Genomic DNA, 13738 nt, shown 5'->3' with positions numbered 1-13738 from the left:
TATGTTTTAAGGAACAGTTTGACAGCGCTATTCTTTCTAATGGGTTTTATCACGGTTTTAAACGACATTTTAATCCCACACTTAAAGCCCATTTTTGACTTGACCTATTTTGAAGCTTCGCTCATTCAATTTTGCTTTTTTGGGGCGTATTTCATCATGGGAGGAGTTTTTGGGAATGTGATCAGTAAAATCGGCTATCCTTTTGGCGTGGTGCTTGGTTTTGTGATCACAGCGACGGGGTGCGCGTTGTTTTATCCGGCGGCGCATTTTGGCTCCTATGGGTTTTTTTTAGGAGCGTTGTTTATTTTAGCGAGCGGGATCGTGTGCTTACAGACTGCCGGTAATCCCTTTGTAACCTTGCTTTCTAAAGGTAAAGAAGCCAGAAACCTGGTTTTAGTCCAGGCGTTCAATTCGCTTGGCACGACTTTAGGGCCTATTTTTGGGAGCTTGTTGATTTTTAGCACGACTAAAATGGGCGATAATGCAAGTTTGATAGATAAATTAGCGGACGCTAAAAGCGTTCAAATGCCTTATTTGGGCTTGGCGGTGTTTTCGCTTCTTTTAGCGCTCATCATGTATCTTTTGAAATTGCCTGATGTGGAAAAAGAAATGCCCAAAGAAACGACGCAAAAAAGCCTGTTTTCGCACAAACACTTTGTTTTTGGGGCTTTGGGGATCTTTTTTTATGTGGGGGGAGAAGTGGCGATTGGCTCATTCTTGGTGCTAAGCTTTGAAAAGCTTTTGAATTTAGACCCTCAATCAAGCGCGCATTACTTGGTGTATTATTGGGGAGGCGCAATGGTGGGCCGTTTCTTAGGCAGTGTGTTGATGAATAAAATTGCCCCTAATAAATACTTGGCTTTCAACGCCTTAAGCTCTATTGTCCTCATTGCTTTAGTCATTCTCGTTGGAGGCAAGATCGCTTTATTCGCTCTGACTTTTGTGGGCTTTTTCAACTCTATCATGTTCCCTACCATCTTCTCTTTGGCTACGCTCAATTTAGGGCATCTCACTTCTAAGGCTTCTGGAGTGATTAGCATGGCGATTGTGGGAGGGGCGTTAATCCCCCCCATTCAAGGTGCGGTTACAGACATGCTCACAGCGACCGAATCAAATTTGCTCTACGCTTATGGTGTGCCGTTATTGTGCTATTTTTATATCCTCTTCTTTGCGCTTAAAGGGTATAAGCAATAAGAAAACTCCTAAAAAAAGGGGGGGGTTTCTTTCTTCTTTCCTTTCTTTTAGCTTGTTTTAAAAATCCAAAAAATTCCAAATTAAATAAGGTTTTATTTGTCAGTATTTGATGAGGACAGAGCTTTTTTAACAACTTGAGGCAAAAACACAAACAGGGTTTTTAAAATTTTTAAGATGCGATCAAAAACACTGCTAATGAATAAAAAAATCCCCTAACCACAAAAGATTAAGAGATTTTAAGAATGAAGCGAAGAATAAAGACTAGTAAATGGGTTTAGCGCCTTTGAATTTATATTCCGTAAGAAACCCAGTGCCATCAAAATTACCCACCAAAGAGATCTTTGCAATATCACCCACTTGGCAATCGGTTTCTAAAATAAGATAAGGCACTTCATCTTTACCGATTAAAGTGATCACTCGGCCCTTTTTCTCACGACTTTGCTTGGGGAACTCTTTAGAATCAAGGCCTGTGGTATTATCGCCGGTTTGGAGCATTCTAAAAGCATAGCACATGCCATCATTGATTTGAGCGCTATAAATTTTGCCTTTTTTAACTTCTTTTTTAACCCCCGGTTTAACCGCAATGCGTATTTCTGAGTGGATCTCAGCCTCTTGCATTTTGCCCTTATAATCTCGCACTTGCACCTTATGCACGCCATTAGGATCTCCCTTTTTAAGCAAAGAATCTTCATAGCTGAATTTTTGAATGTCTAAATCCCCATCAACAAAACTCCTAGCGTTAAGCTGAACGCTCAAAAACCCCACACCCAGTAACCCCACTAACGAAAATCTCAAACAACGCTTATAAAAATGATTCATCAAACAATCCTTTCAATGTAAAATCAAACAAATATATCCCAAAATGAAAAACAAAAAGATCACAAAATTGCTAATTTAGCAATAAAAACGCGCTTCTGTCAAGCAAATCCTAAAGAAATCATTCAAAAATAATTTCTTCCGGTTTGATTCCATCGCCATAAACAGGCTCTAAAGTTTCCTTGTAAGCTTCTTTTAAAAAGTCGCTAGAAATGAGAGAATCAATTTCGTTGTTCAACCATTCTAAAAGCTTAGGGTTGCCCTTTTTAATCGCTGGAGCGATCACATCCTTATCGCCAAGGCTTGTAATGCCTAATTTAAACTCAGGGTGCTGTTTCGCCCAAGCGAGCAATAAAGTGTTGTCATGGGCTAGAGCGGTAGCCTTATTGTTTAAAAGGGCTAAAAAAGTCTCTGTGTTTTGCTCAAATTTCAAAAGTTTGATATTGGGGTAATTTTTAGTGAAATAAAAATCCGCTGTCGTGCCTTTATTCACAATCAGCTCTTTATCTTTCAACTCTTCTATATTTTTAATGACCCCATCTTTAGAAATCACCCCCAAAGCGACTTTCATATACGGCTTAGCGAAATCCACGACTTTTTCTCTTTCTTTAGTGCGCGTGAAATTAGCCATGATAATATCCACTTTATTGGCTTTTAAAAATTCCACCCTAGCTGAGGCTTCTACAGGAATAAACTCAATCTTATTTTCATCGCCCAATAAATCAAGGGCCATGCGTTTAGCGATGACTACATCATAGCCTTGATATTGTCCCTTAGAATCCACAGATCCAAAAGGAGGCTTATCGCTAAAAACCCCCACTTTTAAAACCCCTCTTTGTTTAATGACTTCTAAAGCGTCTTTTTTTTCTTTATGGCTATCAGAACATGCACTAAAGACTAGAGCGATTAAAACTAAAAACAGCCCCCACATTTTAAAAAGCCCGTTTGTTTTCATAAAACCACCTTTTTTTAAAATTAAAACTATCTTTTTAGCAAACTTTATTTAACAGCTCCCTAAAAAATGGAAAGTTTCTAAAAATTTTTGCGCTCTTTGAGATTTCGGGTGGTTAAAAAACTCTTTGGCGCTATTTTCTTCAGCGATCTTACTGCTATCAAAAAACACGATTTTGCTAGCGATTTTTTGCGCGAATTTCATTTCATGCGTTACAATCACCATGCTCATGCCCGTTGTGGCTAATTCTAAAATCACTTCTAAAACTTCTTTAACCATTTCAGGGTCTAATGAGGCGGTTACTTCATCAAAAAGCATGATTTTGGGCCGCATGCACAAAGAGCGCACGATCGCTACTCGCTGTTTTTGCCCGCCGCTCAATTCTTTAGGGTAAGCTTGTTGTTTATGCTCCAAACCCACTCGTTTTAAAAGCTCTACGGCTTGAGAAATGACCTCATCTTTGGATCGTTTTTGCACTTTTAAGGGGGCGAGTAAGATATTATCTAACACATTTAAATGCGGGAACAATTCATAATTTTGAAACACCATGCCTATTTTTTGGCGCATTTGATTCCAGTTGGTGGTTGGCGTATTAAGGTTAGTGTTTTCAAAAAGGATTTCACCTTCATCAATCTTTTCAAGCCCGTTCAAACACTTTAAAAAAGTGCTTTTCCCGCACCCGCTAGGCCCTAAAATCACTGCCACTTCACCCTTATTTAAAGTGAAATTGATGCCGTCTAAAACCAAATGGTTTTGATAGGTTTTTTTTAACCCTTTGGTTTCTAAAATCACGCTCATTTTACCCTCTAATGTATTGGAATTTTTTTTCTAAATAGGAACTATACAGGCTCAAACTATAGCATAAACTAAAATAAAACATTAAGATAACGCCATAAACCACAAAGCTCGCATTAGGCATGCGTAAGAGGTTAAGCTCTATGATTTGCTGGCCCACTTTTAACAAATCAATCGCTCCAATGAGAGAAACTAAAGCCGTGGTTTTGATCATGCGCGTGAATAAATTAAGGCTTGAGGGCAATAAAGACAAAAAGCTTTGAGGGAAAATAATATTAAAAATCACCCTTTTTGAATCCATGCCTAAGGCTAGAGCGCTTTCTACTTGGTGTTTGCTCACGGAAGTTAAAACCCCTCTAGTCAAATCCATCATTTCAGCACCACCCCACAAGCTAAAAACAATCACGCTCGCCAAAACAGTGCTGATATGCAAATCAAACCAGCTCGCTAACCCGAAATACACGATAAACAGCCATGCTAAAAGCGGGATAATGCGAACGCTTTCTAAATACACACGACACGCCAAAACCATTATTTTAGAGCCAAACGCCATCAAACTCCCCAAAAGTATTCCAACAACGATTGAAACAATCGCAGAGCTAAGAGCGATTAAAAGGGTGATCTCAAACCCCTCTAACAAACGCTTGAGATTGTCTAACTCCAATAAAACTCCCATTTTAAGCCGCTTTCTTTTTAAAAGAACGCTCTAAGATCACAAACAAAGCGCTCAAAGGGAGCAAAGCGATCAAATAAGTGAGGCTCAACATCAACAGGCTTTCAGTCGTTTTGTAATAAATGCCAATCAAATCTTTCGCCACAAACATGATATCGGTTAGGGCTATCGCGCCCACCACGGAAGTTTCTTTGAGTAAAAAAATCACATTCGCCCCTATGGAAGGCATAGAAACGCTTAAACTTTGAGGCAGAATAATATAATACATCATCTTCAAAGGGTCAAACCCTAAACTCAAAGCGCTTTCTCTTTGAATGGAAGCTAAGCTCTTAAACCCAAGCAAAAAACTTTGACTCATATACCCCCCACCCAAAAACCCTAACGCTAAAATCGCGCACTCTAAAGTGCTCAAACCGATTTCATTCAACCCGTAATACAAAAAGAAAAGCTGGATGAGTAGGGGCGTGTTCCTAGCGATTTCGCCATAGATATAGACGATAGGAGAGATAAAGCGCGTTTTAAAATACAAAATGATCGCGCACAAAAACCCCACCAAAAGAGAGAGCAAAATCCCAAAGAAAGAAATATAAAGCGTGAGTTCTAACCCCTTAAAAAACGCAGGGATGGAGTGCAACATAAAATCCCAATCTAATGCCATAACGCTAAACCTTAAAATTAATGACGCTTTAAAGCATCATGTTTAAAAACAGCTCTTATTTACCCCAATTGTTAGAAGTTTGGAAACCCAAGCCTTTAAGCGGGAAGTTTATGAGCCGTTTTGCCACTATTCAAAGAAAATTTGGATTATAATAAAAAAACTGGCTGAAATTAACAACAATGATTAAATAATCATTAAATGGAGAGGACATGCAAAAAAGTTTAGTTTCTTTGGCTTGGGTTTTTGTAGCTATTTTAGGAGCGATCTGTTTAGGGGTGTTAGCCTTACACAAGGGCGAGAGCATTAACACGCTATGGCTTGTAGTAGCGAGCGCTTGCATTTATAGCATAGGCTATCGTTTTTATAGCCATTTTATCGCTTATCGGGTGTTAAAGCTAGACGATAACAGAGCCACGCCCGCATGCGTAAGGAATGACGGCAAGGATTTTGTGCCAACCGATAAAGCGATCACTTTTGGGCATCATTTCGCCGCTATTGCTGGGGCTGGCCCTTTAGTAGGCCCGATATTGGCCGCTCAAATGGGTTACTTGCCCTCTATCTTATGGATTTTGATAGGCTCGGTTTTAGGGGGTTGCGTGCATGATTTTGTGGTGCTTTTTGCTTCCATTAGGCGCGATGGCAAGTCTTTAGGCGAAATGATCAAGCTTGAAATGGGTCAATTTGTAGGCATGATCGCAAGTTTAGGGATTTTAGGGATCATGCTCATTATCATTGCGATTTTAGCGATGGTGGTGGTGAAGGCTTTGGCGCATTCGCCTTGGGGCTTTTTTACGATCGCTATGACCATTCCCATTGCGATTCTTATGGGGCTTTACATGCGGTTTTTCAGACCGCATAAGATTTTAGAAGTTTCTGTTATCGGCTTTATTTTGTTGATTATAGCGATTTATGCGGGTAAATACGTTTCTTTAGATCCCAAACTAGCGTCAATTTTTACTTTTGAGGCCAGTTCTTTAGCGTGGATGATCATGGGTTATGGTTTTGTGGCTTCTATTTTGCCGGTATGGTTTTTACTCGCTCCACGAGATTATTTAAGCACTTTTTTAAAAATTGGCGTTATAGGGGTGTTGGTTGTGGCCATTGTTTTTGTCGCTCCGCCCTTACAAATCCCTAAAATCACGCCCTTTGTAGATGGCAGCGGGCCTGTGTTTGCAGGAAGCGTGTTCCCTTTCTTGTTCATCACGGTGGCTTGTGGGACGATTAGCGGCTTTCATGCTTTAATTTCTTCAGGCACGACCCCTAAAATGCTCGCTAAAGAAAGCGACGCCAGGCTAGTGGGCTATGGATCTATGGTGATGGAGAGCGTCGTGGCCCTTATGGCGTTGGTGTGCGCAGGGATCTTGCACCCAGGGCTTTATTTCGCTATCAATTCCCCAGAAGTGAGCATCGGTAAAGATATAGCTGATGCGGCTTCGGTGATTAGCTCATGGGGGTTTAGTATCAGCGCTGAAGAAATCAGTGAGATGACCAAAAACATCGGTGAAAGCTCCATTTTGAGCCGCACCGGTGGGGCGCCCACTTTTGCGATCGGTTTAGCGATGATTGTGTATCACATTTTAGGGGATCCAAGCGTGATGGCGTTTTGGTATCATTTTGCGATCTTGTTTGAAGCTTTGTTCATTTTAACCGCTGTGGATGCTGGCACACGAACCGCTCGTTTCATGATTCAAGATTTGCTCGGCAATGTTTATAAGCCTTTGGGCAATCTTAGCTCTTATAAGGCTGGGATTTTTGCCACTCTTTTGTGCGTGGCGGGGTGGGGGTATTTCTTGTATCAAGGCACGATTGATCCTAAAGGGGGGATTTATACGCTATGGCCTTTATTTGGGGTGAGCAATCAGATGTTAGCGGGCATGGCGTTGTTGCTGGTTACGGTGGTGTTGTTTAAAATGGGGCGTTTTAAGGGGGCGATGATAAGCGCCTTGCCGGCAGTTTTGATTTTATCCATCACTTTTTATAGCGGTATTTTAAAAGTGATGCCAAAAAGTAATGATAGCGTGCTGAATAATGTTTCGCATGTGGCGCAAATGCAAATCATCAAAGAAAAAATGGCTACCACTACCGATGAAAAAGCGCTAAAAACGCTCCAAAAATCCTTTTTTAACCATGCTATTGATGCGATTTTGTGCGTGTTTTTCATGCTTGTAGCGCTACTGGTTTTAATCGTGAGCGTTAGGATTTGCTCAAACGCTTATTTTAAAAATCAAATTTACCCACCGCTGGCTGAAACGCCCTATATCAAAGCCGCTTGAATAAAAAGGGGTTTTAACCCCCTTTAAATCCATGGAAAAAGTTTGACCCTCCTATCCTTACAAGAAGCGATTAAAATTTTGGCTCTGTTAATTTAATAGGGGTATTAAAACTTTATTTTAATTTCTTAAAAATGGGGTTTTGGCCGCTTCGTTTTAAACCCATTTCTTGAAGGGGATAGGGGGTATTTTTGAGATCATTCCTCCTTTTAACCCCAACTAAAACCCCCTAATCCCAAAGAACGCTTTTAAAAAGCTATCGCTTGATTTAAATTAAAAATGAACTTGTATTTTACTCACCACCCCACTCACATAATGGGTATGCGATTTAAAAAATGGCTTTTGCTTGAAAAGAAATTTGATATATAGAGATTAGAGGAACAGCGTTAAAAAACGCCTATCATATCGTAGGAGACAGCATCAAAATAATGCCTACTCTATTTTGTGATCATAGCATCAAAAAAACGCCTACCATAATCATAGGGTAGCATCAAAAAGACGCTACTAGGGCCGTGTATAAAGCGCTCCTGTCAGAATAAAGAGCGGGGAAGTTTTTAGGTACAGGCCCGTTTTCACCCGGTTTAAAGCCTTTGTTAGTATGCACGCCATAATACGCAAGATCCACGCTACCGCTCAAATATTCATTGAATTTATAGCCTAAAGAGATCATCGCTCTTGCTTCCCAAGAGACCACTGAATTGGAATATTGTGTGGCGAATTTCCATGTGAATTTTTTGGCAAAATGAGTGCCGCCACAAGAAAGGAAAATGGTAGCGGCGTCTCTTTTAAGGGCTGTGCCTGTAAAACCCGCATAGACACTGTTACTCCCCATGATCACACCGCTTGGATTCCCCATGTTGCCTATCCAACCATTAGCGTTTTGAAAGACTTTATAAAAAGCGATGGAAACATTGTAATTATTGATGTCAAAGCGTTGGCGGATAATGAGATTTTGCCCGTTTTGAGTGGCAGGCGTGTCGTATCTATAGACCGGACTCCCATTGGATTTAACGATCATCCAAGGGTAGTAAATGGGGAAAAACCCTATGACAGCTGTATCAGAGCGAAAGCCTGTGCCGCTAAAATTAGGGTTAGAGTCCCAACCAATTTTAACGCCTGGAGCGTTAAAGATTTGAGGCGAAAGGTAATAAAAGCCTTCTATGAGGAAACGATGAGGTTTATAGGTGAGTTGCACCGCATGCGTGCCATAAAGCACCTTTTTCCCATGGCTATCATAACCTCCCTTATCGTTTTTGGTGAAGCCTCCGCTATAAGTGGTCCGTGCGGCAAACCAATCCATTAAAAACGAACCATAAGCGAACGCCCTACCCCATGAGCTAAACCAAGTCAAGCGTGCATGCTTGTATTGCCCAGAAACTTGAAATCCCTGCGTTTGCCCGCTTTTATAAGGCATAGTGGAGAGATAGCGTCCGGCTTTTATTTCAAAATAATTCTTATAAGCGTATTCTAAATACGCATCGCTAAAGACATAATTGCGGACATTTTTGTTGTGTTTCATGTTCTGTGTCTCAAGGCTATCGGTTTGTAAGATGTTTGTATAACCCCCCATGAACCCATCATAATAACCAAAGAGATTGTAAGCCACAGAGCCGTCTTCAAACTTCTTCGTGCCGTCATAGAAAATAGATCCGACCATGCCCCCTATTTTGCCTTTTAGAACATGGTCTGAAACCTTTTTGGGTAACAGGCTAAAACCAAGCCCTAAATAGCCCGCAATCGTTGCGAATTGCTGCATAGGGTAGATGCCTCTTTCTTTATTGATTTTATGCTGGTTAAAACCGATCGTGCTGGATTGATCCACAAAGCCGTTGAGCTTAGCTTCAAAACCTTGTAAAGAAGAGCTTAAAAATGCCCCAAAGAATAAAACCTGACTTGCCTTTTTCATGCATGCCTCCTAAAATGAGATTAACAAATGCAAATGCTTTTAAAGATAAATCTATTCTTTGATTTTTATTATTCTTAGCTTTGAAATAATTATAATATGTAAAATAATGCGTATGATGAGAAAGTCAAGCTTTTAAAAGCTAAAAACGATCAATTTGTGGAAAATTTACTCTCTTTAAATTCAAATGGCTAATATATGGCACTAAAATCCGTTATGATTAACGGATGATTTTGAATGGAGCGCTTGAAAATGGGGGTTAAGCCTTGTTTTATCGTTTTTTAGGTTTTATCTTGTTGTAAGATAAAGCCTACTGGTTGTAATTTTTATACAATTCTATTAAATGCTTGGTGGAGCTGTCAAAATAAGCGTTGCTTTTATGCCCTTCTAATTCTTGTAAAATCGGCACGGCTAACTCTTTCCCAAGCTCCACGCCCCATTGATCAAAGCTGTTAATATCCCAAATAACCCCTTGCACAAAGACCTTATGCTCATAAAGAGCCACTAACGCCCCAATATTGCTTGGTGAAATCTTTTCTAATAAAAGGATATTAGAGGGGCGGTTGCCAAAAAACACCCTGTGGTGGGCCAAGTCTTTGGCTTCATCTTTGTCTAAGCCTTTAGAAAGCAATTCCCCAAGCGCCTCTTCATAGCTTTTGCCTTTCATGAAGGCTTGCGCTTGCGCTAAAACATTGCTGAATAAAATCTCATGGTGGCCTTTAGCGTTAGGTTTTTTATCCAAAGAAGCGATAAAATCAATGGGGATTAAATGCGTGCCTTGATGCAAGAGCTGGAAAAAGGCGTGCTGAGCGTTAATGCCCATATCGCCCCAAACAACAGGGCATGTGTCATAGGGGATAATTTCGCCTTTTTTGCTGATGCGTTTGCCATTGCTTTCCATATCCAACTGCTGAATGAATTTAGGGAAATGCCTCAAATACTGATCATAAGGAGCGATCAAGTGGCTTTTGGATTGGAAAAAATTGATATACCACACGCCAATTAATCCCATTAAAACGGGCAAATTGCTTTCAAAAGGGGCGTTTCTAAAATGCTCATCCATCAAATACGCTCCTTTCAAAAGAGCGTTAAAATTTTTCTTCCCTAAATAGATCATGATGGATAAGCCAATAGCCGACCACAAGCTATAACGCCCCCCTACAAAATCCCAAAATTCAAACATGTTATGCTCATCAATGCCAAATTGTTGCACAGCTTCTTTATTGGTGGATACCGCTACAAAGTGCTTAGCGATATGCTTTTCATCGCCGCTCCTTTCTATAAACCATTTTCTAGCGGTTAGGGCGTTGGTTAAGGTTTCTTGAGTGGAAAAAGTCTTAGAAGCCACGATAAAAAGCGTGCTGGCCGGATTGATTTTTTCCAAAACGTCTAAAATCTGCGTGCCATCCACATTAGACACAAAATGCATTTTTAATCTCGGGTGGCCGTAGCGTTTTAAGGCGGTGCAAACCATTAAAGCGCCTAAATCTGACCCCCCAATACCGATATTGACAATATCAGTGATCACTTGATTGGTATAGCCCAATCTTTTACCGCTCCTCACGCTATCGCTAAAGGCTCGCATGCGTTTTAAAACGCTCCGAATACTTTTTAACACTTCCATGTTGTCTAGTAAAATTTCTGCGTCGTTCAAGCTTCTTAAAGCGGTGTGTAAAACGGCCCTTTTTTCGGTGGTGTTGATTTTTTCGCCCTTAAACATCGCTTCAATCTTTTCTTTTAAAGAGCAGTCGTTCGCCAATTCAAAAAGAAGCTTTAAAGTGGTATCGTTCAGGCGGTTTTTGGAATAATCCAAGCTCAAGCTTTCCAATTGCACGAAATAGCGGCTCGCTCGCTCTTTGTCTTTAGAAAACCAGTCGCGCATGTGCATTTCTTTAATTTCTTCATAATGTTTGAGTAATTTTGGATAAGTTTTTAATTGGGTTAGCATCAATACCCCTTAATGAAAAGATATAACGCTGTATTATAAGCTAGTTTTAATTATAATTTTCAAATGTTAAGAAAAAACATTTTAGCTTACTATGGGGCGAATTTTCTCTTAATCATCGCTCAAAGCTTGCCCCATGCGATTTTAACCCCCTTGTTGCTTTCTAAAGGGCTTAGTTTGAGTGAAATCTTGCTCGTGCAAACCTTTTTTAGTTTTTGCGTGCTGGTGGCTGAATACCCGAGCGGCGTTTTAGCGGATTTGATGAGCCGGAAAAATTTATTCCTGGTTTCTAATGTTTTTTTAATCGCTAGTTTTTCGTTTGTGCTGTTTTTTGATAGTTTTATCCTCATGCTTTTAGCGTGGGGGTTGTATGGTTTGTATAGCGCATGCTCTAGCGGCACGATTGAAGCTTCACTCATCACGGACATTAAAGAAAATAAAAAGGATTTGTCCCGGTTTTTAGCCAAAAACAACCAAATCGCTTATTTGGGCATGATTATAGGGAGTTCTTTGGGGTCGTTTTTGTATCTCAAAGTCCATGCGATGCTGTATATCGTGGGGATTTTTTTAATCATGCTCTGTGCGCTAACGATTATGTTTTATTTTAAAGAAAAAGAAGCGGATTTTAAAAGCCAAAAAAACCTAAAAATCCTTAAAGAGCAAGTCAAAGGCAGTCTTAAAGAGCTTAAAGATAACCCCAAGCTTAAAATTTTGTTAGTGGGGCATTTGATTACGCCCATCTTTTTTATGAGCCATTTTCAAATGTGGCAAGCGTATTTTTTAAAACAAGGCGTTAAAGAGCAATACCTTTTTGTGTTTTATATCGCTTTTCAAGTGATTTCTATCCTCATTCATTTTTTAAAAGCCTCCAGTTATAGCCAAAAAATCGCCTTGAGTTCGCTTTTGGTGTTGCTAGGCGTTAGCCCCTTATTGCTTAGCAATATCCCTTATTGTTTCATAGGGGTGTATGCGCTCATGGTGGCGTTTTTTGCTTACATGAGTTATTGCTTGGGGTATCAATTCTCCAAATTCGTTTCTAAAAACAACATTTCATCGCTCTCATCGCTCTCATCAAGCTGCGTGCGTGTGGTCTCTGTGCTAGTTTTATCCTTGAGCAGTTTGGAGTTGCGTTACTTTTCGCCCCTAACTATCATCACCATGCATTTTGCCTTGACGCTTATCATGCTCTTTTTCTTTTTGTATAAGGCTAAGCCGTTTGATGAGTGAGCGGCTTTAAGAGCGCAACCTTTTAGCGATTTCTAAAGCGACATCATAGCCATGGTTTAAAGCGGTAGCGATGCTCGCCCCTGATTTGAATAAAATATCGCCCACGATGAACAAATTAGGGATATTGTTGCTCTCTAGATTTTCCCTCACCACAGGGATATTGGTGCTAGGATCTAGCTCTAAAGAACAGCGTTTAAAAAATTCTAAAGGGGTAGAGCCGCCGATCGCATAGAGCAAGCGATCAAAACTTTCGCTCGTGTTATCGGTGAAATTCACCTTAATTTGAGTGTTATCTTCTTCTAGGCTTTCAATATCCACTCCAAGCTTGCTTTTGAGCGTGTTATCGCCTAGGACTTCTTGCAAGTTTTTAGCGTTGTCTTCATTGATGCGGCTGAATTCTTTTTTGCGGTAATTGAGAGTGGTAGGGGTGGTTTTGCACAAAGCAATGGCGTATTCCACCGCTGAGTTGCCTCCGCCGATCACAAGGGTTTTTTCATTTTCCTTACAATCATTGATGCTAAAAACCACTTGTTTGGAGAGTGCAACAGGGATTTTATAAGTAGGGCGGTTTGGCTGGCCCATTTTCCCGATCGCAACCACCACGAATTTAGCCTGATAGGTTGTATTAGAAGTGGTGGTGATTTTAAAATATTCGCCTTCTTTTTTCACGCTCTCAATATCGGTTTTATAGCTTGGCGTGATGCGATGCTCTTTTAAAAGGTTAGTGAAATTTTCTAAAGTCTCTTCTTTAAAGCTGTCTTTAAAAGGGATATGCCCTTTAAGCTCTACGATTTGTTTTTTATAATCTTTATCAATCCTTTTACCGGCTTTATAAAACTTTTCCAACATGCCTAAATGGCTTTCGGTTTTTTCGCATAAAAGCACTTTTTTAACGCCGGCTATTTCGCATTCTATCGCTGTGGCAATGCCCCCAGGCCCTGCGCCAACTATCAACACATCTAAAATTTCTTGACTCATTTTCTATCCTTTTATTTTTATTTTTTTAATTTTTGGGGTCTTGGCGTTTTTCTTGTAAAATCGCTTCGTTCAAATCGCTCGCACTATCATACAACACGCTTTCAAGCATGCGTTTTTCATCGTCAAACTGACCGCTTTTAACCCCCCATAAAAACGCTATTAAGCCTATCAATCCCATAAGCACTGAGACAACTAACATGATGGTTAAAATTTCTGTATTCATCTCTATTCTTTTAGGTTATTAGGATAACGCTGTCATTATACTAAAAGATAGCGTTTAAATCACCAATAGGTTGAATAAGTTTGGATAACATGAAAATAAAAACG

At 40.1% G+C, this 13738-nt stretch carries 12 protein-coding genes; 3 read left to right on the top strand and 9 right to left on the bottom strand.

What is annotated here, in order from left to right:
• The first annotated feature begins 18 nt into the window (after positions 1 to 18).
• Complete coding sequence (locus tag BZK24_RS02015) at positions 19 to 1194, top strand: sugar MFS transporter (RefSeq protein ID WP_242423407.1); 1176 nt, start codon at positions 19 to 21, stop codon at positions 1192 to 1194.
• A 261-nt stretch (positions 1195 to 1455) separates the two neighbouring features.
• On the opposite strand, the gene BZK24_RS02010 is transcribed toward BZK24_RS02015, so the two are convergent.
• From BZK24_RS02010 to BZK24_RS01990, 5 genes are all read right to left on the bottom strand, one after another.
• Positions 1456 to 2013, bottom strand: coding sequence for a hypothetical protein (locus tag BZK24_RS02010; protein ID WP_077386601.1), 558 nt, complete (start codon positions 2011 to 2013; stop codon positions 1456 to 1458).
• A gap of 118 nt (positions 2014 to 2131) precedes the next feature.
• Entirely contained in the window at positions 2132 to 2965 is an 834-nt protein-coding gene (locus tag BZK24_RS02005) for a transporter substrate-binding domain-containing protein (protein ID WP_000855994.1), read from the bottom strand.
• Between the two features lie 48 nt (positions 2966 to 3013).
• Complete coding sequence (locus BZK24_RS02000; RefSeq protein WP_077656410.1) at positions 3014 to 3760, bottom strand: amino acid ABC transporter ATP-binding protein; 747 nt, start codon at positions 3758 to 3760, stop codon at positions 3014 to 3016.
• 1 nt (position 3761) lies between these two features.
• A complete protein-coding gene (locus BZK24_RS01995) occupies positions 3762 to 4433 on the bottom strand; it encodes an ABC transporter permease subunit (RefSeq protein WP_077656409.1) in 672 nt (223 codons plus the stop codon).
• Position 4434: 1 nt separating this feature from the next.
• The gene (locus BZK24_RS01990; RefSeq protein ID WP_077656408.1) at positions 4435 to 5088 is read right to left on the bottom strand and encodes an amino acid ABC transporter permease; all 654 of its coding nucleotides are present in this window, start codon (positions 5086 to 5088) and stop codon (positions 4435 to 4437) included.
• A gap of 209 nt (positions 5089 to 5297) precedes the next feature.
• Here BZK24_RS01990 and BZK24_RS01985 point away from each other — a divergent pair, with 209 nt between their 5' ends.
• Positions 5298 to 7361, top strand: a complete 2064-nt coding sequence (locus tag BZK24_RS01985; protein WP_077656407.1) for a carbon starvation CstA family protein — start codon at positions 5298 to 5300, stop codon at positions 7359 to 7361.
• Between the two features lie 487 nt (positions 7362 to 7848).
• Here BZK24_RS01985 and hofH read toward each other — a convergent pair whose 3' ends face one another.
• Together hofH and pgi are read right to left on the bottom strand one after the other, a co-directional pair.
• The gene (gene hofH, locus BZK24_RS01980; protein WP_077656406.1) at positions 7849 to 9264 is read right to left on the bottom strand and encodes an outer membrane beta-barrel protein HofH; all 1416 of its coding nucleotides are present in this window, start codon (positions 9262 to 9264) and stop codon (positions 7849 to 7851) included.
• Between the two features lie 307 nt (positions 9265 to 9571).
• Positions 9572 to 11209, bottom strand: a complete 1638-nt coding sequence (gene pgi, locus BZK24_RS01975) for a glucose-6-phosphate isomerase (RefSeq protein WP_077656405.1) — start codon at positions 11207 to 11209, stop codon at positions 9572 to 9574.
• 63 nt (positions 11210 to 11272) lie between these two features.
• Between pgi and BZK24_RS01970 the strand changes: the two genes are divergently transcribed.
• The gene (locus tag BZK24_RS01970) at positions 11273 to 12433 is read left to right on the top strand and encodes an HP1165 family MFS efflux transporter (RefSeq protein WP_077656404.1); all 1161 of its coding nucleotides are present in this window, start codon (positions 11273 to 11275) and stop codon (positions 12431 to 12433) included.
• Between the two features lie 6 nt (positions 12434 to 12439).
• On the opposite strand, the gene BZK24_RS01965 is transcribed toward BZK24_RS01970, so the two are convergent.
• Together BZK24_RS01965 and ccoS are read right to left on the bottom strand one after the other, a co-directional pair.
• Entirely contained in the window at positions 12440 to 13411 is a 972-nt protein-coding gene (locus BZK24_RS01965) for an NAD(P)-binding domain-containing protein (protein ID WP_077656403.1), read from the bottom strand.
• A gap of 25 nt (positions 13412 to 13436) precedes the next feature.
• Positions 13437 to 13634, bottom strand: coding sequence for a cbb3-type cytochrome oxidase assembly protein CcoS (gene ccoS, locus BZK24_RS01960; protein WP_001090939.1), 198 nt, complete (start codon positions 13632 to 13634; stop codon positions 13437 to 13439).
• Positions 13635 to 13738 lie beyond the last annotated feature (104 nt).

Source organism: Helicobacter pylori (assembly GCF_001998165.1).
GTDB lineage: Bacteria > Campylobacterota > Campylobacteria > Campylobacterales > Helicobacteraceae > Helicobacter > Helicobacter pylori_DL.
This window is presented reverse-complemented; position numbering and strand designations above follow the sequence as displayed.

Bases quoted from the DNA above. Each gene is read 5' to 3' on its own strand.
- BZK24_RS02010 (WP_077386601.1), bottom strand. From the start codon at position 2,013: ATGAATCATTTTTATAAGCGTTGTTTGAGATTTTCGTTAGTGGGGTTA.
- BZK24_RS02005 (WP_000855994.1), bottom strand. From the start codon at position 2,965: ATGAAAACAAACGGGCTTTTTAAAATGTGGGGGCTGTTTTTAGTTTTA.
- BZK24_RS02000 (WP_077656410.1), bottom strand. From the start codon at position 3,760: ATGAGCGTGATTTTAGAAACCAAAGGGTTAAAAAAAACCTATCAAAAC.
- BZK24_RS01995 (WP_077656409.1), bottom strand. From the start codon at position 4,433: ATGGGAGTTTTATTGGAGTTAGACAATCTCAAGCGTTTGTTAGAGGGG.
- BZK24_RS01990 (WP_077656408.1), bottom strand. From the start codon at position 5,088: ATGGCATTAGATTGGGATTTTATGTTGCACTCCATCCCTGCGTTTTTT.
- BZK24_RS01985 (WP_077656407.1), top strand. From the start codon at position 5,298: ATGCAAAAAAGTTTAGTTTCTTTGGCTTGGGTTTTTGTAGCTATTTTA.
- hofH (WP_077656406.1), bottom strand. From the start codon at position 9,264: ATGAAAAAGGCAAGTCAGGTTTTATTCTTTGGGGCATTTTTAAGCTCT.
- pgi (WP_077656405.1), bottom strand. From the start codon at position 11,209: ATGCTAACCCAATTAAAAACTTATCCAAAATTACTCAAACATTATGAA.
- BZK24_RS01970 (WP_077656404.1), top strand. From the start codon at position 11,273: ATGTTAAGAAAAAACATTTTAGCTTACTATGGGGCGAATTTTCTCTTA.
- BZK24_RS01965 (WP_077656403.1), bottom strand. From the start codon at position 13,411: ATGAGTCAAGAAATTTTAGATGTGTTGATAGTTGGCGCAGGGCCTGGG.
- ccoS (WP_001090939.1), bottom strand. From the start codon at position 13,634: ATGAATACAGAAATTTTAACCATCATGTTAGTTGTCTCAGTGCTTATG.